Annotated in this window: 23 protein-coding genes; 12 read left to right on the top strand and 11 right to left on the bottom strand. The window is 65.2% G+C overall.

Going from position 1 to position 19,147, the window contains the following annotated elements; all coding sequences use genetic code 11:
• Positions 1–14 precede the first annotated feature (14 nt).
• Positions 15–1,205, bottom strand: coding sequence for a benzoate/H(+) symporter BenE family transporter (locus CCOS191_RS19405; RefSeq protein ID WP_046856598.1), 1,191 nt, complete (start codon positions 1,203–1,205; stop codon positions 15–17).
• 144 nt (positions 1,206–1,349) lie between these two features.
• Here CCOS191_RS19405 and CCOS191_RS19400 point away from each other — a divergent pair, with 144 nt between their 5' ends.
• Positions 1,350–1,952 (top strand): glutathione S-transferase family protein, encoded by a 603-nt coding sequence (locus CCOS191_RS19400; RefSeq protein WP_023631544.1) that lies wholly within the window; start codon positions 1,350–1,352, stop codon positions 1,950–1,952.
• Between the two features lie 79 nt (positions 1,953–2,031).
• Here the strand turns inward: CCOS191_RS19400 and CCOS191_RS19395 are convergent, their stop codons facing one another.
• The 5 genes from CCOS191_RS19395 to CCOS191_RS19375 all read right to left on the bottom strand — a co-directional run bounded on the left by CCOS191_RS19395 (position 2,032) and on the right by CCOS191_RS19375 (position 4,709).
• Positions 2,032–2,403: a glutathione S-transferase N-terminal domain-containing protein gene (locus tag CCOS191_RS19395; protein ID WP_046856597.1), complete on the bottom strand. Its 372-nt coding sequence runs from the start codon at positions 2,401–2,403 to the stop codon at positions 2,032–2,034.
• Between the two features lie 58 nt (positions 2,404–2,461).
• On the bottom strand, positions 2,462–3,007 hold the full coding sequence (gene folE, locus CCOS191_RS19390) for a GTP cyclohydrolase I FolE (protein ID WP_028691773.1): 546 nt from the start codon (positions 3,005–3,007) through the stop codon (positions 2,462–2,464).
• 69 nt (positions 3,008–3,076) lie between these two features.
• Entirely contained in the window at positions 3,077–3,637 is a 561-nt protein-coding gene (locus CCOS191_RS19385) for a Smr/MutS family protein (RefSeq protein ID WP_046856596.1), read from the bottom strand.
• Positions 3,638–3,709: 72 nt separating this feature from the next.
• Positions 3,710–4,030 carry a hypothetical protein gene (locus CCOS191_RS19380; protein WP_046856595.1) on the bottom strand — a complete coding sequence of 107 codons (321 nt, stop codon included), beginning with the start codon at positions 4,028–4,030 and terminating at the stop codon, positions 3,710–3,712.
• Between the two features lie 88 nt (positions 4,031–4,118).
• A complete protein-coding gene (locus CCOS191_RS19375) occupies positions 4,119–4,709 on the bottom strand; it encodes a cysteine hydrolase family protein (protein WP_046856594.1) in 591 nt (196 codons plus the stop codon).
• 179 nt (positions 4,710–4,888) lie between these two features.
• On the opposite strand from CCOS191_RS19375, the gene prmB reads away from it, so the two are divergent.
• Complete coding sequence (gene prmB, locus CCOS191_RS19370) at positions 4,889–5,797, top strand: 50S ribosomal protein L3 N(5)-glutamine methyltransferase (protein WP_046856593.1); 909 nt, start codon at positions 4,889–4,891, stop codon at positions 5,795–5,797.
• 138 nt (positions 5,798–5,935) lie between these two features.
• Here the strand turns inward: prmB and CCOS191_RS19365 are convergent, their stop codons facing one another.
• Both CCOS191_RS19365 and CCOS191_RS19360 read right to left on the bottom strand, forming a co-directional pair.
• A complete protein-coding gene (locus CCOS191_RS19365; RefSeq protein WP_046856592.1) occupies positions 5,936–6,718 on the bottom strand; it encodes a hypothetical protein in 783 nt (260 codons plus the stop codon).
• Positions 6,719–6,818: 100 nt separating this feature from the next.
• Positions 6,819–7,778, bottom strand: a complete 960-nt coding sequence (locus CCOS191_RS19360; RefSeq protein WP_046856591.1) for an alpha/beta hydrolase — start codon at positions 7,776–7,778, stop codon at positions 6,819–6,821.
• Positions 7,779–7,921: 143 nt separating this feature from the next.
• Here CCOS191_RS19360 and aroC point away from each other — a divergent pair, with 143 nt between their 5' ends.
• The 3 genes from aroC to CCOS191_RS19345 all read left to right on the top strand — a co-directional run bounded on the left by aroC (position 7,922) and on the right by CCOS191_RS19345 (position 10,837).
• Positions 7,922–9,013 (top strand): chorismate synthase, encoded by a 1,092-nt coding sequence (aroC, locus tag CCOS191_RS19355; protein ID WP_046856590.1) that lies wholly within the window; start codon positions 7,922–7,924, stop codon positions 9,011–9,013.
• A 133-nt stretch (positions 9,014–9,146) separates the two neighbouring features.
• Positions 9,147–10,301 carry an MFS transporter gene (locus tag CCOS191_RS19350; protein WP_046856589.1) on the top strand — a complete coding sequence of 385 codons (1,155 nt, stop codon included), beginning with the start codon at positions 9,147–9,149 and terminating at the stop codon, positions 10,299–10,301.
• A complete protein-coding gene (locus CCOS191_RS19345; protein ID WP_046856588.1) occupies positions 10,301–10,837 on the top strand; it encodes an oxidase in 537 nt (178 codons plus the stop codon). Before CCOS191_RS19350 ends, CCOS191_RS19345 begins: the two co-directional genes overlap by 1 nt.
• A gap of 74 nt (positions 10,838–10,911) precedes the next feature.
• Here CCOS191_RS19345 and CCOS191_RS19340 read toward each other — a convergent pair whose 3' ends face one another.
• The gene (locus tag CCOS191_RS19340; RefSeq protein WP_046856587.1) at positions 10,912–11,184 is read right to left on the bottom strand and encodes a DUF3509 domain-containing protein; all 273 of its coding nucleotides are present in this window, start codon (positions 11,182–11,184) and stop codon (positions 10,912–10,914) included.
• A 268-nt stretch (positions 11,185–11,452) separates the two neighbouring features.
• Here CCOS191_RS19340 and CCOS191_RS19335 point away from each other — a divergent pair, with 268 nt between their 5' ends.
• Both CCOS191_RS19335 and CCOS191_RS19330 read left to right on the top strand, forming a co-directional pair.
• Positions 11,453–11,974, top strand: a complete 522-nt coding sequence (locus CCOS191_RS19335) for an ankyrin repeat domain-containing protein (RefSeq protein ID WP_046856586.1) — start codon at positions 11,453–11,455, stop codon at positions 11,972–11,974.
• A gap of 59 nt (positions 11,975–12,033) precedes the next feature.
• Complete coding sequence (locus CCOS191_RS19330; RefSeq protein ID WP_046856585.1) at positions 12,034–12,564, top strand: hypothetical protein; 531 nt, start codon at positions 12,034–12,036, stop codon at positions 12,562–12,564.
• Positions 12,565–12,612: 48 nt separating this feature from the next.
• Here CCOS191_RS19330 and CCOS191_RS19325 read toward each other — a convergent pair whose 3' ends face one another.
• Positions 12,613–13,551, bottom strand: a complete 939-nt coding sequence (locus tag CCOS191_RS19325) for a ZIP family metal transporter (RefSeq protein ID WP_046856584.1) — start codon at positions 13,549–13,551, stop codon at positions 12,613–12,615.
• A gap of 126 nt (positions 13,552–13,677) precedes the next feature.
• Between CCOS191_RS19325 and CCOS191_RS19320 the strand changes: the two genes are divergently transcribed.
• From CCOS191_RS19320 to CCOS191_RS19305, 4 genes are all read left to right on the top strand, one after another.
• Positions 13,678–13,869, top strand: coding sequence for a PLDc N-terminal domain-containing protein (locus tag CCOS191_RS19320; protein ID WP_023629733.1), 192 nt, complete (start codon positions 13,678–13,680; stop codon positions 13,867–13,869).
• Between the two features lie 186 nt (positions 13,870–14,055).
• Positions 14,056–16,131, top strand: a complete 2,076-nt coding sequence (locus tag CCOS191_RS19315) for an LTA synthase family protein (protein WP_046856583.1) — start codon at positions 14,056–14,058, stop codon at positions 16,129–16,131.
• Positions 16,132–16,276: 145 nt separating this feature from the next.
• Positions 16,277–16,513 (top strand): hypothetical protein, encoded by a 237-nt coding sequence (locus tag CCOS191_RS19310; RefSeq protein WP_023629732.1) that lies wholly within the window; start codon positions 16,277–16,279, stop codon positions 16,511–16,513.
• Positions 16,514–16,698: 185 nt separating this feature from the next.
• Positions 16,699–17,031: a ribonuclease E inhibitor RraB gene (locus tag CCOS191_RS19305; RefSeq protein ID WP_038705647.1), complete on the top strand. Its 333-nt coding sequence runs from the start codon at positions 16,699–16,701 to the stop codon at positions 17,029–17,031.
• A gap of 20 nt (positions 17,032–17,051) precedes the next feature.
• Here CCOS191_RS19305 and CCOS191_RS19300 read toward each other — a convergent pair whose 3' ends face one another.
• Positions 17,052–17,855 carry a c-type cytochrome gene (locus tag CCOS191_RS19300; RefSeq protein ID WP_046856582.1) on the bottom strand — a complete coding sequence of 268 codons (804 nt, stop codon included), beginning with the start codon at positions 17,853–17,855 and terminating at the stop codon, positions 17,052–17,054.
• Positions 17,856–18,383: 528 nt separating this feature from the next.
• Between CCOS191_RS19300 and CCOS191_RS19295 the strand changes: the two genes are divergently transcribed.
• The gene (locus CCOS191_RS19295; protein WP_046856581.1) at positions 18,384–19,118 is read left to right on the top strand and encodes an amidotransferase; all 735 of its coding nucleotides are present in this window, start codon (positions 18,384–18,386) and stop codon (positions 19,116–19,118) included.
• The last annotated feature ends 29 nt before the right edge of the window (positions 19,119–19,147 follow it).

Here is a 19,147-nt window from a genome sequence, read left to right as displayed (position 1 = left end):
CCACGATTACATTGTCAGCCCTTGCGCGGACTGAGGATCAGCAAGGTCAGCACCCCCGCCACGATCCCCCAGAACGCCGAGCCGATCGAGAACAGGGTGAAGCCCGATGCCGTGACCATGAAGGTGATCAGGGCCGCCTCGCGCTCGCGCACCTCGCCCATGGCCACGCTCAAGCCGTTCATGATCGAACCGAACAGCGCCAGCGCCGCGATCGACAGCACCAGCTCCTTGGGCAGGGCGCCGAACAGCGCCGCCAGGGTGGCGCCAAAGATGCCGGCGATACCGTAGAAGATCCCGCACCAGACCGCCGCAGTATAGCGCTTGGCCGGATCCTCATGGGCATGCGGCCCGGTGCAGATCGCCGCGCTGATTGCCGCCAGGTTGACTCCGTGGGAGCCAAACGGCGCCAGCAGCAGCGAGGCGAAGCCGGTGGCCGAGATCAGCGGCGAAGCCGGCACCTGGTAGCCGTCGGCGCGCAGCACGGCGACGCCGGGCATGTTCTGCGAGGTCATGGCCACCACGAACAGCGGGATGCCGATGCTGATGGTCGCCGCCAGCGAGAAGCTCGGCGTGGTCCACACCGGGGTTGCGACTTCCAGCTGGAAGCCGCTGAAGTCCAGCAGCCCCAGGGCGCCGGACAGCGCGGTGCCGACCAGTAGCGCGGCCAGCACGCAGTAACGCGGCGACAGGCGCTTGACCAGCAGGTAGCTGAAGAACATGCCCAGTACCAGTAACGTGCGGTGTTGAGCGGCAACGAAGATCTCGCTGCCGATCTTGAACAGGATGCCGGCCAGCAGGGCCGAGGCCAGGGAGGCGGGAATGCGCCGCACCAGGCGCTCGAAACTGCCGGTCAGGCCGCAGATCAATACCAGCACGGCGCAGGTGATGTAGGCGCCGATCGCTTCGCCGTAGCTCACTCCGCCAAGGCTGGTGATCAGTAGTGCCGCGCCGGGTGTCGACCAAGCCACGGTGATCGGCGTGCGGTAGCGCAGCGACAGGCCGATGCTGCACACTGCCATACCGATCGACAGGGCCCAGATCCATGAGGAAATCTGCGCGCTGGTAAGACCGGCCGCCTGGCCAGCCTGGAACATCAGCACCAGCGAGCTGGTGTAGCCGGTGAGCATGGCGATAAAGCCGGCGACGATCGCCGACGGCGAACTGTCCGCCAGCGGCCGCAGGCGCGCTGAGGTGGCATCGGTCATAGGGAATTCCTTGTGCAGGTGTAAGCAGTTTTTTCAGGCTACCGTGCCATGGCGTGATCCTTGCCATACAGCAGGCATTGCATTTAGCCGTACAGTCGCCAACTATGGGGCATTACTACGCAACTGCGTGAAAGGGGAGGGGCGATGTACAAGGTGTATGGGGATTACCAGTCGGGCAACTGCTACAAGGTCAAGCTGATGCTGAGCCTGCTCGACCGCCCGTATGAGTGGCACCCGGTGGACATTCTCAAGGGTGAGACGGAAACGCCCGAGTTCCTGGCCATGAACCCCAACGGCAAGGTGCCGGTGCTCAAGCTCGAGGACGGCACCTGCCTGTGGGAGTCCAACGCGATTCTCAACTACCTGGCCGATGGCAGCGAGTTCCTGCCCAGCGAGCCGCGGCTGCGCACCCAGGTGCTGCAATGGCAGTTCTTCGAACAGTACAGCCATGAACCCTACATCGCCGTGGCGCGGTTCATCCAGTTCTACCTGGGGCTGCCGCAAGAGCGGCTGGAGGAGTACAGGGGGCTGCACAAGGGCGGCTACAAGGCGCTCAAGGTGATGAACAAGCAGCTGGAAATGACGCCCTACCTGGTCGGCGAGCAATACTCGATCGCCGACGTGGCGTTGTACGCCTATACCCATGTGGCGCATCAGGGCGGCTTCGACCTGGCGCCTTACCCGGCGGTGCAGGCCTGGCTGGCGCGGGTGGCCAGTCATCCTCGGCATGTGCCGATGGTGGATTGACCGGCCTCATCGCGGGGCAAGCCCGCTCCCACGCCAGCCAGCACCGGTGGGAGCAGGCTGGCCCCGCGATGGTGATCTGTCAGACCGCCGCGAAGCGTTTGTCCAGATAGGCAATGATGTCCTTGGACTCGTACATCCAGGTCACCTCGCCTTGTTCCTCGATCCGCAGGCACGGCACTTTCACCCGACCACCGCCTTCCAGTAGCGCCTGGCGGTGCTGCGCATCGTTCTTCGCATCGCGCAGCGCCACCGGCACATTGAGGCGGTGCAGGGCGCGGCGGGTCTTCACGCAGAAGGGGCAGGCATGGAACTGGTACAGCGCCAGGCCCTTGGCCTGCTGTTCGACCTGGGCCTGGGCCGCGGCATCGCGCTTCTTTTTCGCCGGGCGGCTGATCCAGTCGCCGAACACGATAAGCTGGCCGAGGCCGACCCGCAGGGCTTTGACGATCATGGGCAACTCCTGAAATGAAAAAGCCGACCCCAGGGGGTCGGCTCGGAACACAGGCCGATCACTTGATCAGGCTGAGGAACTCGCTGCGGGTGGAAGCGTTTTCACGGAACTCGCCGAGCATCACCGAGGTGAGCATGGTCGAGTTCTGCTTTTCGACACCGCGCATCATCATGCACATGTGCTTGGCCTCGATCACCACCGCCACGCCTGCGGCGCCGGTCACCTGCTGCACGGCCTCGGCGATCTGGCGGCTGAGGTTTTCCTGGATCTGCAGGCGGCGGGCGTACATGTCGACGATCCGCGCCACCTTCGAAAGGCCCAGCACCTTGCCCTTGGGCAGGTAGGCCACGTGGGCCTTGCCGATGAACGGCAGCATGTGGTGTTCGCACATCGAATACAGCTCGATATCCCGGACCAGCACCATTTCGCTGTTGTCGGAGGTGAACAACGCGCCGTTGGTCACTTCTTCCAGGGTTTGCTCATAACCGCGGCAAAGGTACTTCATGGCCTTCGCTGCCCGCTTGGGCGTGTCGAGCAGGCCTTCGCGGGAGACATCCTCGCCGATCTGGCTGAGGATCGCGGTGTAGTTCTGTTCCAGGGACATGGATCTACCTGTGGAAAATTTCGCAAAGGCGAAGGGTACGGCGGCGACGGCGGCGCTGCAAGCGCGATGTCACTCGTCGCGCCCTTCGAGCATGGTTCGCTTGAGCATCACGTAGACCGCGCCGGTGCCGCCGTGGCGGGCCTGGCACGAGGTGAAACCGAGCACCTGCGGGTGCTGGCGCAGCCAGGTGTTGACGTGGCTCTTGATCATCGGGCGCTTGCCGTCCAGGCGCGCGGCCTTGCCGTGGGTGACCCGCACGCAGCGCACTTCCAGCTTGGTCGCTTCGGCGATGAAGGCCCACAGCGTCTCGCGGGCCTTTTCGACGCTCATGCCGTGCAGGTCGAGGCTGCCCTCGAAGGTGATCTGGCCTAGCTTGAGCTTGCGCAGCTGGGTTTCCTGCACGCCGTCACGCCGCCACATCAGCTCATCCTCGGCGCCGACGTCGATGACGAACTGGTCGGACAGGCCGTCGATCACCAGCGTCTGGTCGCTGCGGATGGTCGCCGCCTGGCGCAGGCCTGCCAGTTGCTTGCGGTCGGCCTTGGGTTTGCCGACTTCGGCGCGATCGTGCTTGATCGGCTTGACGCCCTGCACTTGGCTGCGGAAGAGGGAAAAGTCGTCGTCTTGCATGGTGCCTCCACGTGGGCGGCGTAGTTTACGCGACTGTCATCGCGGGGCAAGCCTGGCCCCGCGCTCGGCGCGTCAGTCGTGCTTCTTCATCAGGTGTGGCGACAGGTTCAGCTCGCGCCCGCGGCGCAGGCGGATACGGCTGCGCCGCCACAGGCGCACGCCGAAGTACAGCAGGGCCAGCCCGACGACGGTCAGTGTCGCCGCCAATGGACGGTTGGCATTGAGTTCGGCCAGGGCGGCGTAGTTGCCCAGCAAACCGGCGAAGCCGGCCATGGCCAGCAGGATGCCCAGGGTGGCCAGCAGTACCGAGAGTGCCGCGGCGATGCGCGCGCCCCAGTTGCTCGGCTCGCGCTGGCGCAGGCGCTTGGCATCGAAACTGCCTTTGAGCTTCATTCGAATTCCTCAGGATCGGGTGGTGCTGATCCGGATTTCGACCTGCGGGTCACCTTGGGGTTCCGCCCGTCCGCCGGGCGGTCGTGGCTCAGACCAGGCTGGCGGTGGGGGCGACGCAGGCGAAGTTGTCGGCCATCACGGCCATCTCGCACTGGTGGATCTGCGCGGCGGGGATCACGGTGTCCTTCAGGGCCAGGTCACGGGTCGCCGAAGCATCTTCGACCAGGGTGCAGCGATAACCATAGTCCTTGGCGCGGCGCACGGTGGTGCTGACGCTGGAGTGGCTCATGAAACCGCAGACGATCAGGTCCAGCGGGCCGAATGCCTGCAAGGTCTCGTGCAGCTTGGTGTTCTTGAAGGCGTTGGGCATGCGTTTCTCGATCACCACCTCGCCTTCGCGCGGCTCCAGCCCGGGGATGAACTCGCCGGCCGGGCCCTGCGGGTCGAAGCGACCGCCAACGGTGCCGAGGTGGCGGACATGGATGATCGGGCGGCCGGCCTTGCGGGCGGCGTCGAGCAACCTGGCAATGTTCGCCACGGCCTCGTCCATGCCCGACAGCGCCAGCGGACCGCTCAGGTACTCCTTCTGCGCATCGATGACGATCAGGCTGGCTTGGCTCAGCTTGGCCGGCGGGTAGTCGCGGCCAGTGAGGCGGAACATCGTGGTTGGAACGGACATCAAGGGCTCCTTGGGTAGGGCTTTTGTGGACCTATTCTCCCTTGCCTTGGCGCCAATGTGAATGGTTGACAGCGCAGGCGGCGTGGTTACTGGCTTGTGGCTATCCATTCGGGCATCGGGGCGAACATTTGTGCGGTGTGGGCTGTTAGACTTTTGTCCTGTCTGAAAAGGAGTACCCCGTGATCACATCCCGCCTGCGCACCCTGCGCGACCACATCCGCTGGGCGGTCAGCCGCTTCCATGAGCATGAACTGTTCTTCGGCCACGGCGCCGACAATGCCTGGGACGAGGCCCGCTTGCTGGTGCTCGGCGCGGTGCACCTGCCCTGGGAGGTGGCCGACAGCTATCTGGACTGCGCACTCGAGGATGATGAGCGGGTACGCCTGCAGCACCTGCTCAAGCGCCGTATCGAAGAACGTGTGCCGACCGCCTACCTGCTGGGTGAGGCCTGGTTCTGCGGCATGTCGTTCATCGTCGACGAACGTGTGCTGGTGCCGCGCTCGCCCATCGGCGAGCTGATCGAGAAACGCTTCGAGCCCTGGCTGGCCGCCGAGCCTGCGCGCATCCTCGACCTGTGCACCGGTTCCGGTTGCATCGGTATTGTCGCCGCCGATGTGTTCCAGGACGCCGAAGTAGTGCTGGCCGACCTGTCCTTCGATGCGTTGGCGGTGGCCAACCAGAACATCGAGCGTCATGGCCTGGAAGAGCGTGTGTACACCGTGCAGGGCGATGGCTTCGCCGGGCTGCCGGGGCAGCGTTTCGACCTGATCCTGTCCAACCCGCCGTATGTCGATGCCGAGGACTTCGGTGACATGCCGGCCGAGTATCACCACGAGCCCGAACTGGGCCTGGCCTGCGGCAACGATGGCCTGGACCTGGTGCGGCGCATGCTGGCCGAGGCGGCCGACCATCTGACCGACAAGGGCCTGATGATCGTCGAGGTAGGCAACAGCCAGGTGCACGTCGAGTCGCTCTATCCCGAGGTGGACTTCGCCTGGCTGGAATTCGAGCGCGGTGGGCACGGGGTGTTCATGCTGACGGCCGAACAGTGCCGGCAGCATCAGGAGCTGTTCAAGGCGCGGGTCTGACCCTTCTTGAGTAGCCAGGGCTGCTGCGCAGCCCATCGCCGGCAAGCCGGCTCCCACAGGATGGCGCTTGGCCTGAAGGCGGCGCGGTCGGGGTGGGAGCCGGCTTGCCGGCGATGGGCCGCCTGGCGGCCCCAGCTGTCAGCGGGTGGCGATCCAGATCAGCAGCCCGGCCTGGAACACCGCGAAGGCCACCAGGCAGGTGATGGTAAAGCGCAAGCCGCTGTCTTCGCGGCGGTATTTGGCCACGCGTTCGTCACGCTCGCGCAGCTGCGCTTCCTTCTCCATCAGGTTCTGCTCGGCCTGCTGCAGCATGCCGGCGGCCTCGAGGTTGTCCACGCGCTGCACCTTCTCGGTGTTCCAGCCGCCCTTGAGCTGGCCCACCGGCGTCTCCACCAGGCGTCCCTTGAGCAACTGACCGTCGGTGTACTCCACCGCCATGCCGACGCTGCTCAGGACATGGTCGCGGCGCAGGCGAGTGTCTTCGTTCAGGGCGTCCTTGTTCGGCAGGCTCATGCCCTCGACCCGATAGTGCGAGCAGCGGTGCTGCAGCCATTGCACCGCCTGTGCCAGCAGGTAGCGGCCAACGCCACGGTTGAGGGGCTCGAGCTGCAGGCCGGCCGGGTCGCCGATGCGCACCGTGCGCGTTTCGTGGTCGACGCGGATGTCCAGCTGGTTCTGTTCCTTGCGGACCTTCTGCCCAGGCAGGCGGATTTCCATGCGCAACAGGCTGTGGGCCTTGTCGTGGCGCTCGGCGTAGCCGAACTGGACAAAGCGCAGCGGGCGGGCGCCGCTGTTGCGGTCGGTCGGCAGCGGCGCCAGGCGCAGCAGCTGGAAGTGCTCGGCGGCAAGGTCCGCCCAGGGCTGCGGGGCGCTTTCCGGCGCTTGTTCTTCGGTCGCCTCGGCGGCGGGGGCATCGGTCATCAGGGGGTCCTCAGGTGCACGGCGGCCGGGCGCGTAGGCCGCGATCACTGCCTTCTCAGCCGCGTTATCGGCAGGCCCGGGCAATACCTGAGGACAGGTCTCAGGCCTGCGGCAACCCTTGGATGAACAGGACGATGCGCTCGCCCAGCTCGCGCGCCAGCGGCAGCTCGGGGTTGCGGTAGCTGTCACGCTGCTGGCTCATGTCCCGGGGGCTGATGCGCAGCACATGGTTCATGCCGTCGATCAGCGCCAGTTGCGCGTCGGGTTTGGCCGCCTTGAGGCGCTCGGCATCAGCTACCTCCACCTGGATGTCGTTACGCCCCTGGACGATCAGCGCGGGCACCTTGAGCCGGGCGAAGGCCGCCGCAGGGTCCTGGTGCAACAAGGTGATCAGGTACGGCTGCACGCTGGGGCGGAACACCTGGCGCAGCGGCGCGGGTACGTCGAGGCTGGTCTGCCCGGCCTGCAACCGGTCGATCAGCGCCACGCCGGCGGGCAATTGCGCCGGCGGCAGGCGCTGGGCCAGCTGCTCGCGCAGCACGTCAGCCACCGGCCGACCGCTGCCGGCCAGGGTGATCACCGCGCTGGCGCCGGCCTGCTCCGCGGCGAGGCTGGCGATCAGCGCGCCTTCACTGTGGCCGACCAGGATCAACGGGCCGAAGCGTGGGTCCTGCCTGAGTGCGCGGCCCCAGGCCACCACGTCGGCGACATAGCGCTCGACGCTGAGGTCACGTTCGTCGGGGGTGGCCGGCTGGCTGGCGGCCACGCCGCGCTTGTCGAAGCGCACGCTGGCAATGTGTTCGCCGGCCAGCAGCAGGGCCAGGCGCTTGAGGTTGTCGATGCGCCCGGCGGCAGGGTTGTTGCCATCGCGGTCGGTAGGGCCGGAGCCGGCGATGATCAGTACCACCGGGGGCGGCGTGGCCTGCTGCGGCAACAGCAGGCTGCCATGCAGCACGCCCTGGCCGGTGTCCAGGTCGATGGGACGTTGCAGCACGGTGGGGGCGGCCTGGGCGAGGCAGGTGCAGAACAGCAGGAGCAGGGCGGCGAGGCGCGACTTCATGGGCGGGGTACTACGTGGGACGTTGCTGATTCGACCGTGGGTCATCCTGAAGGTTCGCGGGCCCCATCGCAGGGCAACCACAGCCACGCGGTTTTCCGTATACTGCCGCTTTCGTTCACTTCAGGCTGATTCGCGGAGCGTCCATGTCCGGCAATACCTACGGCAAGCTGTTCACTGTCACCACCGCTGGCGAAAGCCATGGCCCGGCGTTGGTCGCCATTGTCGACGGCTGCCCGCCTGGCCTGGAAATCTCCCTTGCCGACCTGCAGCACGACCTCGACCGGCGCAAGCCCGGCACCAGCCGGCACACCACCCAACGCCAGGAACCGGACGAAGTGGAGATCCTCTCCGGCGTGTTCGAAGGCCGTACCACCGGCTGCTCGATTGGCCTGCTGATTCGCAACACCGACCAGAAGTCCAAGGACTACTCGGCGATCAAGGACCTGTTCCGCCCGGCCCATGCCGACTACACCTACCACCACAAGTACGGCATCCGCGACTACCGTGGCGGTGGCCGCAGCTCGGCGCGCGAAACCGCCATGCGCGTGGCGGCCGGCGCCATCGCCAAGAAGTACCTGGCCACCCAGGGTATCCGCGTGCGCGGCTACATGAGCCAGCTCGGGCCGATCGAGATCCCGTTCAAGACCTGGGAGTCGGTGGAGCAAAACGCCTTCTTCAGCCCCGACCCGGACAAGGTACCGGAGCTCGAGGCCTACATGGACCAGCTGCGCCGCGACCAGGATTCGGTGGGGGCGAAGATCACCGTGGTTGCCGAAGGCGTGATGCCGGGCCTGGGCGAGCCGATCTTCGACCGCCTCGACGCCGAGCTGGCCCATGCCTTGATGAGCATCAACGCGGTCAAGGGTGTGGAGATCGGCGCCGGTTTCGCCAGTGTCGCCCAGCGCGGCACCGAGCACCGTGACGAGATGACGCCCGAGGGCTTCCTCAGCAACAACGCCGGCGGCATCCTTGGCGGCATTTCCTCGGGCCAGCCGATCGTCGCCCACCTGGCGCTCAAACCGACCTCGAGCATCACCACCCCGGGCCGTTCCATCGACGTCGACGGCAACCCGGTGGAGGTGATCACCAAGGGCCGCCACGACCCTTGCGTCGGCATCCGCGCCACGCCGATCGCCGAGGCGATGATGGCCATTGCGCTGATGGACCACCTGCTGCGCCATCGTGCGCAGAATGCCGAAGTGAAGGTGGGCACCCCGGTACTGGGCCAGCTCTGATCCGCCTGCGCTGGCCCTATCGCCGGCAAGCCGGCTCCCACAGGTCCGCTGCAGGGCTCAAGCCTGCGGTAATCCTGTGGGAGCCGGCTTGCCGGCGATAGGGCAGGAACAGGTCATCACCAAGGGCCGAACGATGTCCTCCATCCCCTACTGGCGCCTCTCCAGCTTCTACCTCTTCTACTTCGCTCTGCTCGGTTCCACCGCGCCGTTCCTGGCCCTGTACTTCGACCACCTGGGCTTCTCCCCGGCGCGCATCGGCGAGCTGGTGGCCATCCCCATGCTCATGCGCTGCGTGGCCCCCAACCTGTGGGGCTGGCTCGGTGACCGCAGCGGCCAGCGCCTGCTGATCGTGCGCCTGGGCGCGCTGTCGACCCTGGCGACCTTCTCGCTGATCTTCTTCGGCAAGAGCTACGCCTGGCTGGCGCTGGTCATGGCGTTGCACGCCTTCTTCTGGCACGCGGTGCTGCCGCAGTTCGAAGTGATCACCCTGGCCCACCTGCACGGCCAGACCTCGCGTTACAGCCAGGTACGGCTATGGGGCTCGATCGGCTTCATCCTCGCCGTGGTAGGCCTCGGGCGCCTGTTCGAATGGCTGAGCCTGGACATCTACCCGCTGGCGCTGGTGGCGATCATGGCCGGTATCGTCGTTGCCAGCCTCTGGGTGCCCAATGCGCAACCCCTCGAGCAGGCCGAGCAGCGCGGTGCAGGGGGCTTTCTCAGGCAGGTGCGGGCGCCTGGGGTACTGGCCTTCTATGTGTGCGTGGCCCTCATGCAGCTCAGCCACGGACCGTACTACACCTTCCTCACCCTGCACCTGGAGCACCTGGGCTACAGCCGCGGCGCCATCGGCGTGCTATGGGCGCTTGGCGTGGTGGCCGAAGTGCTGGTGTTCATGGTCATGAGCCGGATCTTCGCCCGCTGCTCGGTGCGCAAGGTGCTGCTGGCCAGCTTCCTGCTGGCCGCGCTGCGTTGGTTGTTGCTCGGCAACCTGGCGGATATCCCGGCGGTGCTGGTGTTCGCCCAGGTATTGCACGCGGCCACGTTCGGCTGTTTCCATGTCGCGGCCATCGCCTTCGTCCAGGCCAGTTTCGGCGCTCGCCAGCAGGGCCAGGGCCAGGCGCTGTATGCGGCGCTGTCAGGCACTGGCGGTGCCCTGGGCGCACTGTACTCGGGCTACAGCTGGAAACTGCTGGGCCCACACTTCACCTTTGGTATGGCCAGCGTCGCGGCGCTCGCGGCAGCCGTTATCATTGCCTTCCGACTCAAAGAAAGCAGGAACCACCCCTGATGAGCATCCTCAGCGTATTCGATCTGTCCAGCCCGGACCTGCCGCACAAGGTGCTGACCCACCACGACGACATCGCCGCGACCCTGGCCGAGCAGGGCGTGCGCTTCGGCCGCTGGCAGTCCGGCGCGCGCCTGCGCCCGGGCAGCAGCCAGGATGAAGTGGTCGCGGCGTGCCGTGGGCCGCTCGACCAACTGATGACCGAGCACGGCAGCGTGGTATTTGGCGTGCTCAGCCGCGATGGCGCCGACTTGAGCCAGGCCGACCTGCGTGATGAGCATGTACATGACAGCGATGAAGTGTTCGCGGTGATCAGCGGGCGTGCACAGGTCAGCCTGCGCCTGGGCGGCGCGGTGTATGCCGTGCTGTGCGAGAAAGATGACGTGCTGCTGGTGCCGGCCGGCACGCATCGCTGGCTGGACCTGGGGGCCAGCCCATTCTGCCTGGCCCTGCGCCTGTTCGGCAGCGAGCAGAGTGTGCAGCCACGCTTCACCGGGGATGCCATGGCGCGGCAATTTGCTGGTTTCGATGAACTCTGAATGAACTCGCGGGGCAGCTTCTGCTCACACTCTCCAAGGGTGAGCGGAAGCTGCCCCGCGAACAGGTTACGCGCTTAGCGGTAGGTCGGCAGGGCGAAGCGTTGCTGGCTCTGCAGCATGGAAATCACCGGCAGCTCGCTGGCTTGTTCGGCAAGGTCGCGGCGGATGGCGCTGATGGCCCACGACAGTTGCTCGGCACTGTGCAGTTGCGCATAGGACAGCACCCGGCGGGTCACCACGCCGTCGCTGGCGCGCAGGGTCAGCAGCACGCCGCCGTCGGGGCGCGGCTGGGTGGCAACCTGGTAGGCGGCGAAGAGCGAGGCGAATTTTTGCTGGATGAGGTCCATATCAACTCCTGACTGTTGTACTGGCAGACTTGAGTTGATGATTGCAGTGACCGTGCCAGCCTGGGCTTAAAATAAAATTCTTATAAATCAATAATTTATATTTGTTTTTGCAGGTGCCTGTATTGCATTCTGCACGCCCGTGCATTTTGCACAGTGCATTTTGCACGGTCATAGCCTGGCTCTCTGCCGCCGATAGAATCTGAACCTTGGACCTGTCATTGCTGCCTGATGGACACTTGGCCCATTGCCAGATGCCAGGAGGTTCCCGATGTCCGATCACCAGCCCGCCACCATGACCACGGAAGAAGCCGCGGCCTTCGCCGAGGAGGTCTTCGAGCGCGCCCGCCGCGGCGACGCGACAATGCTCGGCCGCCTGCTCGATAACGGCCTGCCCGCCAACCTGCGCAACCACAAGGGCGACACCTTGCTGATGCTGGCCAGCTACCACGGTCACCATGACGCCGTGCAGGTGCTGCTGGCCCATGGTGCCGATCCGCTGATCGCCAATGACAACGGCCAGTTGCCCATAGCCGGCGCCGCCTTCAAGGGCGACCTGGCGATGATCCGACTGCTGCTGGAACACGGCGTGCCGGTGGATGCCGCCGCCGCGGACGGTCGTAGCGCATTGATGCTGGCGGCGATGTTCAACCGCCTGGAGATCATCGACTATCTGTTGGCCCAGGGTGCCGACCCCGCGCACCGCGATGCCGCCGGCGCCACTGCGCTGATGGCGGCCCGCACCATGGGTGCGGTGGATAGCGCGGCACGTCTGGAAGCATTGGCCGGCTAACTGCCCGGGGGCTTTTGCGGCTATCCTTGGCGCCTTTCACGTCAACCGCAGGCCCCCCCATGAAAGACCAGTTGCTCGAATTCATCAGCCTCATCGGCGCCGGTTGCATGCGCGATGAGGACATCGAGCGCATCGCCGCCGAGGCCGCCGAGGCCTACGCCGACCCCGCCGCCTTCCTCGCCGCCAATCCGGACATCAACTACGACGACAGCTTCCCGTTCCCGTTGGGTGAATGGGTGGTGGTCGGCAGCCTGCCCGATACCGTGCTGTTCCAGGCCGACAGCTACCAGGAGCTGTTCCAGCAGATCAGCGACTCGTTCGACAAGAGCGTGCCCTTCACCCTCAAGCCCAAGCAGCTGGCGCGCACCGAGGCGCTCACCGCGCTCAACCGCATCCAGGTGCAGATGGGCGCGCTGAACAAGGAAGCCGGTGGCTACGTGCTGCTGAACTTCAGCCAATTGCTCGACGATGAGCTGCAGATGATCATGGTCGGGCAGCACGACCTGGCCCGTGTGCTGGAGCTGGGCGAAGCCGTTGGTATCAAGGTGGAGCCGGCGCTGGAAGCGCTGAAGGTGGCAGTGCACATCTGAGCCGTAGCCGTCGCGCAGCCCGTGGAAGCGGGCTGCGCGACCGGCCTGTCAACCCAGCGCGGTATCGAGGAACATCATCACCGCGAAACCGCCCATCAACCCCAGCGTCGCCGCGGTCTGGTGCCCGTTGCGGTGGGTTTCCGGGATCACCTCGTGGGACACCACGAAGATCATCGCCCCCGCCGCCAGGCCCATGCTGATCGGGTAGGCCAGGGCAAAGCCGGTGGAGATGCCCAGGCCGATCACCGCGCCTAGCGGTTCCATCAGCCCCGAGCCGATCGCCACCAGCGCCGCCTTGAAGTTCGACAGCCCCGTGGCACGCAGGGCCAGGGCCACGGCCAGGCCTTCGGGGATGTCCTGGATGGCGATGGCGCTGGTCAGCGGCAGGCCGATGGCCATGTCGCCGTTGGCGAAACTCACGCCGATGGCCATGCCCTCGGGCAGGTTATGCAGGGTGATTGCCAGCACGAACAGCCAAACCCGGCTTACCCGCTCGGCCTGCGGGCCGCAGGGGCCGGTGCTTTCATGCTCGTGCGGGGTGAAGCGGTCCAGGCCCAGCATCAGCAGCACCCCAAGGCCCATGCCCAGCACCACGGTGAAGGCCGCCGCCGGGCCGTTGCCGGTGATCTCGCGGGCAGCATCCAGGCCCGGCAGGATCAGTGAAAACGAACTGGCGGCGAGCATCATGCCGGCGGCAAAACCGAGCATGACGTCCTGGGTGCGCGCGCTGACGTCGCGCAGGATCACCGCCAGCACCGCGCCCAGGGCGGTGGCGCCGAAGCCGGACAGGCCGCCGAGCAGTGCCAGGTGCAGGTGGTCGGCATGATCGCCGTTGACCGCGTTCCAGATGCTCGCCAGCAGCAATGCGCCGATGGCCAGCAGGCTCAGCAGCAGGCCGGCGCTGAGCCAAGGGGTTTGCAGCGCCTGTTGCCGCCAGGCGCTGAACAGTGAGTCGGGGGCGGCGCTTTGGGTGTGGGCGGGGGGCATGCGGACCTCTGGGCAGTGGATGGCAGCAGTTTATTCACTGACCGGCATTCGCCGCCAAGGATTCCCTTCTATCGGGGCCATAGCCAGCTATGCTCTGGGGCACACACACCGTGCGGGAGCTGCACCATGGGGTCCACCTTCAACAGCCTGGTCGGCCTGATCATCCTGGCCCTGGACATCTGGGCCATTCTCAATGTGCTCAAGAGCGGCGCCGAGGTCGGGATCAAGGTGCTCTGGATCTTGCTGATCCTGCTGCTGCCGGTGCTGGGGCTGATCATCTGGGCGATCGCCGGGCCACGGGGCAATGTGCGGATCTGAGGCCCCGCCCCCCAACTGTGTAACTTTGTAAGGGCAGGCTGCTCTCGACAAAATTTTCACACTCGATTTTTGAAAATCCGCGCCGCACAATGCGGCCTTGGTCTCACCTTGCCCACAAGGGCCAGACCACCAGGCTATTGGCGCTTTCGCCTTCCCGCAAACCGCAATCCTAGGACCTCTCCATTCATGGCTAACACGGACGCCTTGAAGCAACAGGGTGTGCGAGGCTCGTTCTCGCCGACCCTGAAATCCCACCTGGCCTACACGTTGCTCAGTGGCCTGGTGATCATGCTGATGCTCAGCCTGGTGCGCCTGGCGCTGCTGGTCTACAACAGCGACATGATCGGCGACACGCCGTACTCGACAGTCGCCGAGGGCTTCTTCAACGGCCTGCGCTTCGACCTGCGCGTGGTGGTGTACATCAGCATCCCGTTGCTGTTGGCGCTGCTCAGCCCCTGGCTGATGGCCCGCCGTGGCCTGTTCCGCTTCTGGCTGACCATCGCTTCGAGCGTGGTGATGTTCCTCGGCCTGATGGAGATGGACTTCTACCGCGAGTTCCACCAGCGCCTGAACGGCCTGGTGTTCCAGTACATCAAGGAAGACCCCAAGACCGTCATGAGCATGCTCTGGTACGGCTTCCCGGTGGTCCGCTACCTGTTGGCCTGGCTGGTCGGTACCTGGCTGCTGAGCCTGCTGTTCAAGGGCATCGACCGCCTGACCCGCGGCAACGGCAGCGCCCAGCTGTCGGGCAGCCGTAAGCTGGCGCCCTGGTACGGTCGCCTGGCGGTGTTCATGGTGGTCCTGCTGGTGGCCGTGGTCGCCGCCCGCGGCACCCTGCGCCAGGGCCCGCCGATGCGCTGGGGTGATGCCTTCACCACCGACTCCAACTTCGTCAACCAGCTGGGCCTGAACGGCACCCTGACCCTGATCGATGCCGCCAAGAGCCGCTTCGGCGAAGACCGCGCCAACATCTGGAAGCCCGTACTCGACCAGCCGCTGGCCACCCAGACCGTGCGCGAGCAGCTGCTGACCGCCAACGACACCCTGGTCGATGCCGACGAGGCCGCGATCCGCCGTGACTTCGTGCCGCCTGCGGCGAACACGCTGGGGGTCAAGAACGTCGTGGTGATCCTCATGGAAAGTTTCGCCGGTCACTCGGTCGGCGCCCTGGGCAGCCCGAACAACATCACCCCGTACTTCGACAAGCTGGCCAAGGAGGGTCTGCTGTTCGACCGCTTCTTCTCCAACGGCACCCATACCCACCAGGGCATGTTCGCCACCATGGCCTGCTTCCCCAACCTGCCGGGCTTCGAATACCTGATGCAGACCCCGGAAGGCGGCCACAAGCTGTCCGGCCTGCCGGCGCTGCTCAGTGCCCGCGACTATGACGACGTCTACGTCTACAACGGCGACTTCGCCTGGGACAACCAGTCCGGATTCTTCGGCAACCAGGGGATGACCACTTTCATCGGCCGCAATGACTTCGTCGACCCGGTGTTCTCCGACCCGACCTGGGGCGTGTCCGACCAGGACATGTTCGACCGTGGCAACGAAGAGCTGGCCAAGCATGACGGCAAGAAGCCGATCTACGCGCTGCTGCAGACCCTCTCCAACCACACCCCGTATGCCTTGCCCAAGGACCTGCCGGTGGAGAAAGTCACCGGGCAGGGCCGCCTGGACGAGCACCTGACCGCCATGCGCTATTCCGACTGGGCGCTGGGCCAGTTCTTTGAGAAGGCGCGCAAGGAGCCGTACTTCAAGGACACCCTGTTCGTCATCGTCGGCGACCACGGCTTCGGCAACCACCAGCAAGTCACCGAGCTGGACCTGGGCCGCTTCAACGTGCCGCTGCTGCTGATCGCCCCAGGCATCCAGGAGAAGTTCGGCGCGGTCAACCACACCGTGGGCACTCAGGTCGACATCGTGCCGACCATCATGGGCCGTCTCGGTGGCCAGGCTCGCCATCAGTGCTGGGGGCGCGACCTGCTCAACCTGCCTGAGGGCGACCAGGGCGTGGGCATGATCAAGCCGTCGGGCAGCGAGCAGATCGTCGGCCTGGTGCAGGGCGACCGTATCCTCATCGAGTCCAAGGACATGACCCCGCGCATGTACCGCTACCAGTTGGGCCGCGAGTTCAAGGCCGAGCTGATCGACAGCCCCGACCAGCCGGAGATGCTCAAGAAGCTCGAGGCGTACATCCAGACGGCCACCAAGAGCCTGCTGGACAACACCGCCGGTGTCGTTCACGGCACGCCGAAGTAGTAGCGCCGAGTGGCCCAAGGAAGCCCGCCGTTGACCGGCGGGCTTTTTTCATGCGGTTTCATGCACGCGGCTGAACATTTGCCGCTGTGTCATGGTCAAGCTAGTACGCAGTTCCATTCACTGTTGTGCCAGCGAGGGCTGATCGATGAAAGCATGGGAAGTCAGCTTTGCCGACCAGAAGGGCGAGCCGCAGACGCTGCTGCTCAATGCCGAGCAATGCCCCAGCGAGGAGGACGCCGCACGCGCCATCCGTTCGCGTTTGTTCCCGCTCATGGATGAACTTGACCTCAATGACTTCCAGGATCGCAGCTTTTCCCCCACGGCACGCTGGCTCAAGGAGCAGAGCGGCGTGACCATCACCACCATTCGCCAGCTACCCTGAGCCGCCACGCTCTGGCGCAGTGCCTGCACAGGCACTACGCTGGAGACAGGCGCCGGCCAAATCTGCGGGTCCGCGTCGATTCCACTCGCGTCTTGCATCAGCTCGAATTGCCAGGCATGGCACGCTTGCCAGGCAGGTGCTTTGTGCACTGAAAGTCTATCCATTGCTTTGCAGGAGGACGTTTCATGAGCAGCCAATACGACGACATCAGCAGCAGTGTCCTGCGCCAGATGAAAGCTGGCGGTTTCGATTTCACCCGTATTCATCCCATCGAGTTCTATGCCGTGTTTCCCGACGAGGCCGCCGCACGCCGGGCGGCCGTGCAGTTCCGTGGCGAGTCGCTCAGCGCCCAGGTGAGCGAGCGCGACGACGGTGCCTGGCATCTGGAACTGAGCAAGGTGATGTACGCCACCCATGGCGGCATCGGTGCCTTCGAACAGGCCTTTGAACGGCTCGTGTCGCCCCATGGCGGCGAGGTCGAGGGTTGGGGCGTCAAGCAGGAACGGCCGATTGCCTAGGCAAAGCGGCTCCATGCGTCCTACCGTGGTTTGCGCCCGGCCATATGTTTCAGGTATGCCAGCAATGCATCGAGTTCCTGGTCGCTCAGCACCTGGGTGGAGAACCCGGGCATCTTGGCCTGCGGCCAGTGCCGCAGGCTCTGCGGGTCGCGAATGTATTGGCGCAGGAATGCCGGCTGAAAGTATTCGGTAGGGTTGTGCGGCAGGTTCAGGTCAGGGCCCAGGTGCGCATCGCCAGCGCCATTGAGGCGGTGGCAGGCCAGGCAATTCTGCTGGAACAGGGCAAAGCCCTGGCGCACCGGATCCGCGTCGGGCAGCGCTGGGTCTGGCAACAGGGCGGGGAAGCGCACCTCGACCGCTGCCAGGCTGCGAATGCTGGCGATCTGGAATGGCCATTGCTCCGGGCGGATGCCGCTCGCCTGGGGCTGGGTCCATACCAGATAGAACGGCCCGGCTCCCGCCTTGCCCTGGCCCAGTGGCGGCCAAGGCTGGGCGTTGTCCTCGATGGCCAGCCAGGCTTGTGCCGGGCCTGGCTGCAACAGCGGGCCGGCGGGCATTTCTGCAGCAAAACCGTCGAGGGCCACCGCCTGCAGGTGGTCGCTCGGTTTTACGCCCTCGAGCAATGCTGCCAGCGGTACGGCGCGGTAATGCATGGTGCGCTTGTAGGCAACGTCCTGTTCAATAGTGACGTCCCGTGCCTGGGGATGGGTGAGCAGTTGCTCGCTCTGCCAGTGCCGGCTGCCGTTACCCAGTTCGAGGGTCAGTTGCGCGGCCAGCGCTGGCAGGGGAATCAGCAGGCAGAGCAGGGTAAGGCACAGGCGCATGGGGAATCTCCAACCATCAAGGTCGGCAGGTTACCCACGCACGCTTGGAAAAGGCCACTGCCGCGATCAACCGAACAACCGGGTAAGGTTGGGCAGGATCAGCAGCAGGGTCGTGGCGAAGAGTATGAGCCCGGCTTGGCGTACTTTGGATTGTCTGAACATGGCGGACCGCCTTCTTGTTGTTATTCCTGAATAACCCTTGGCTTCCTTGTCTGGCTTCGGGTCGATCGCAGTGGCGTGATCGAACGCCCTCACTGCTTGCCGCGTGTTTCTGGATATACAACCAACACTAGGGCCCGCGTCATCCCTGTTTCAGAACCCTTTGCTCTAAAAAAAATCATGTCGATTCCTCATGGCTTTAAGGCCACTGGCCACCCCGCTGGCACGCTGACGCTAGACGAGTGCGCGGCAAGGGTTACCAAGGGTTACAGGGCCTACCGTTCGTCTGGACATCCTACTTGCTTGTACGCCCCTTTCGCGTCAGTCTTTACAGCAAATCCCACCCACATGTCGTTCAGGACTACCGCTATGTCGTTACGCATCTGCATCCTTGAAACCGATGTCCTGCGGCCGGAGTTGATCGCGCAGTACCAGGGCTACGGAAGGATGTTCGAGCAGCTGTTTTCACGCCAGCCGATCGCCGCCGAGTTTGATGTGTACAACGTGATGAACGGCGATTATCCGCCGGCCGAGCGGACCTTCGATGCCTACCTGGTGACCGGCAGCAAGGCCGACTCGTTCGGCGACGATCCGTGGATCCAGACGCTCAAGGCCTACCTGCTCAAGCTGTATGAGCGGGGCGAGAAGCTGCTGGGGGTGTGTTTCGGTCACCAATTGTTGGCGTTGACTCTCGGCGGCAAGGCCGAGCGCGCCGACAAGGGCTGGGGCGTGGGCATCCACCGCTACAGCCTGGCGGCCCATGCGCCGTGGATGGACCCGCAGGTATCCGAGCTGACCCTGCTGATCAGCCACCAGGACCAGGTCACCAAGCTACCTGAAGGGGCCACGGTGATCGCCTCGAGCGATTTCTGCCCCAACGCCGCCTACCATATCCGTGACCAGGTGCTGTGCTTCCAGGGCCACCCGGAGTTCGTCCACGACTATTCCCGGGCGCTGCTCGACGCGCGCCAGGCCTCGTTGGGCGACGAAGTCTATGCCAAGGCGGTGGCCAGCCTTGCCACCGAGCACCAGGGGGATCTGGTGGGCGAGTGGATGCTGCGCTTCGTCCAGCAGCCGGTGAAGGCCGGGGATAGCATTGCCTGATCAAGCGAGGCCGCTTTGCGGCCTTTTCG

The sequence above is a fragment of the Pseudomonas sp. CCOS 191 genome (assembly GCF_001007005.1).
Lineage (GTDB): Bacteria > Pseudomonadota > Gammaproteobacteria > Pseudomonadales > Pseudomonadaceae > Aquipseudomonas > Aquipseudomonas soli.
Note: the sequence above shows the minus strand (reverse complement) of the source record. Positions and strands in the feature narration are given on the sequence as shown.

What these genes read in the sequence shown, in the direction of transcription:
- CCOS191_RS19375 (WP_046856594.1), bottom strand. Translation starts at nt 4,709, where the DNA reads ATGTCCGTTCCAACCACGATGTTCCGCCTCACTGGCCGCGACTACCCG.
- folE (WP_028691773.1), bottom strand. Translation starts at nt 3,007, where the DNA reads ATGTCCCTGGAACAGAACTACACCGCGATCCTCAGCCAGATCGGCGAG.
- CCOS191_RS19400 (WP_023631544.1), top strand. Translation starts at nt 1,350, where the DNA reads ATGTACAAGGTGTATGGGGATTACCAGTCGGGCAACTGCTACAAGGTC.
- CCOS191_RS19310 (WP_023629732.1), top strand. Translation starts at nt 16,277, where the DNA reads ATGAAAGCATGGGAAGTCAGCTTTGCCGACCAGAAGGGCGAGCCGCAG.
- CCOS191_RS19360 (WP_046856591.1), bottom strand. Translation starts at nt 7,778, where the DNA reads ATGAAGTCGCGCCTCGCCGCCCTGCTCCTGCTGTTCTGCACCTGCCTC.
- CCOS191_RS19325 (WP_046856584.1), bottom strand. Translation starts at nt 13,551, where the DNA reads ATGCCCCCCGCCCACACCCAAAGCGCCGCCCCCGACTCACTGTTCAGC.
- CCOS191_RS19405 (WP_046856598.1), bottom strand. Translation starts at nt 1,205, where the DNA reads ATGACCGATGCCACCTCAGCGCGCCTGCGGCCGCTGGCGGACAGTTCG.
- CCOS191_RS19320 (WP_023629733.1), top strand. Translation starts at nt 13,678, where the DNA reads ATGGGGTCCACCTTCAACAGCCTGGTCGGCCTGATCATCCTGGCCCTG.
- aroC (WP_046856590.1), top strand. Translation starts at nt 7,922, where the DNA reads ATGTCCGGCAATACCTACGGCAAGCTGTTCACTGTCACCACCGCTGGC.
- CCOS191_RS19350 (WP_046856589.1), top strand. Translation starts at nt 9,147, where the DNA reads ATGTCCTCCATCCCCTACTGGCGCCTCTCCAGCTTCTACCTCTTCTAC.
- CCOS191_RS19395 (WP_046856597.1), bottom strand. Translation starts at nt 2,403, where the DNA reads ATGATCGTCAAAGCCCTGCGGGTCGGCCTCGGCCAGCTTATCGTGTTC.
- CCOS191_RS19295 (WP_046856581.1), top strand. Translation starts at nt 18,384, where the DNA reads ATGTCGTTACGCATCTGCATCCTTGAAACCGATGTCCTGCGGCCGGAG.
- CCOS191_RS19365 (WP_046856592.1), bottom strand. Translation starts at nt 6,718, where the DNA reads ATGACCGATGCCCCCGCCGCCGAGGCGACCGAAGAACAAGCGCCGGAA.
- CCOS191_RS19300 (WP_046856582.1), bottom strand. Translation starts at nt 17,855, where the DNA reads ATGCGCCTGTGCCTTACCCTGCTCTGCCTGCTGATTCCCCTGCCAGCG.
- CCOS191_RS19330 (WP_046856585.1), top strand. Translation starts at nt 12,034, where the DNA reads ATGAAAGACCAGTTGCTCGAATTCATCAGCCTCATCGGCGCCGGTTGC.
- CCOS191_RS19335 (WP_046856586.1), top strand. Translation starts at nt 11,453, where the DNA reads ATGTCCGATCACCAGCCCGCCACCATGACCACGGAAGAAGCCGCGGCC.
- CCOS191_RS19305 (WP_038705647.1), top strand. Translation starts at nt 16,699, where the DNA reads ATGAGCAGCCAATACGACGACATCAGCAGCAGTGTCCTGCGCCAGATG.
- CCOS191_RS19345 (WP_046856588.1), top strand. Translation starts at nt 10,301, where the DNA reads ATGAGCATCCTCAGCGTATTCGATCTGTCCAGCCCGGACCTGCCGCAC.
- CCOS191_RS19340 (WP_046856587.1), bottom strand. Translation starts at nt 11,184, where the DNA reads ATGGACCTCATCCAGCAAAAATTCGCCTCGCTCTTCGCCGCCTACCAG.
- CCOS191_RS19315 (WP_046856583.1), top strand. Translation starts at nt 14,056, where the DNA reads ATGGCTAACACGGACGCCTTGAAGCAACAGGGTGTGCGAGGCTCGTTC.
- CCOS191_RS19380 (WP_046856595.1), bottom strand. Translation starts at nt 4,030, where the DNA reads ATGAAGCTCAAAGGCAGTTTCGATGCCAAGCGCCTGCGCCAGCGCGAG.
- CCOS191_RS19385 (WP_046856596.1), bottom strand. Translation starts at nt 3,637, where the DNA reads ATGCAAGACGACGACTTTTCCCTCTTCCGCAGCCAAGTGCAGGGCGTC.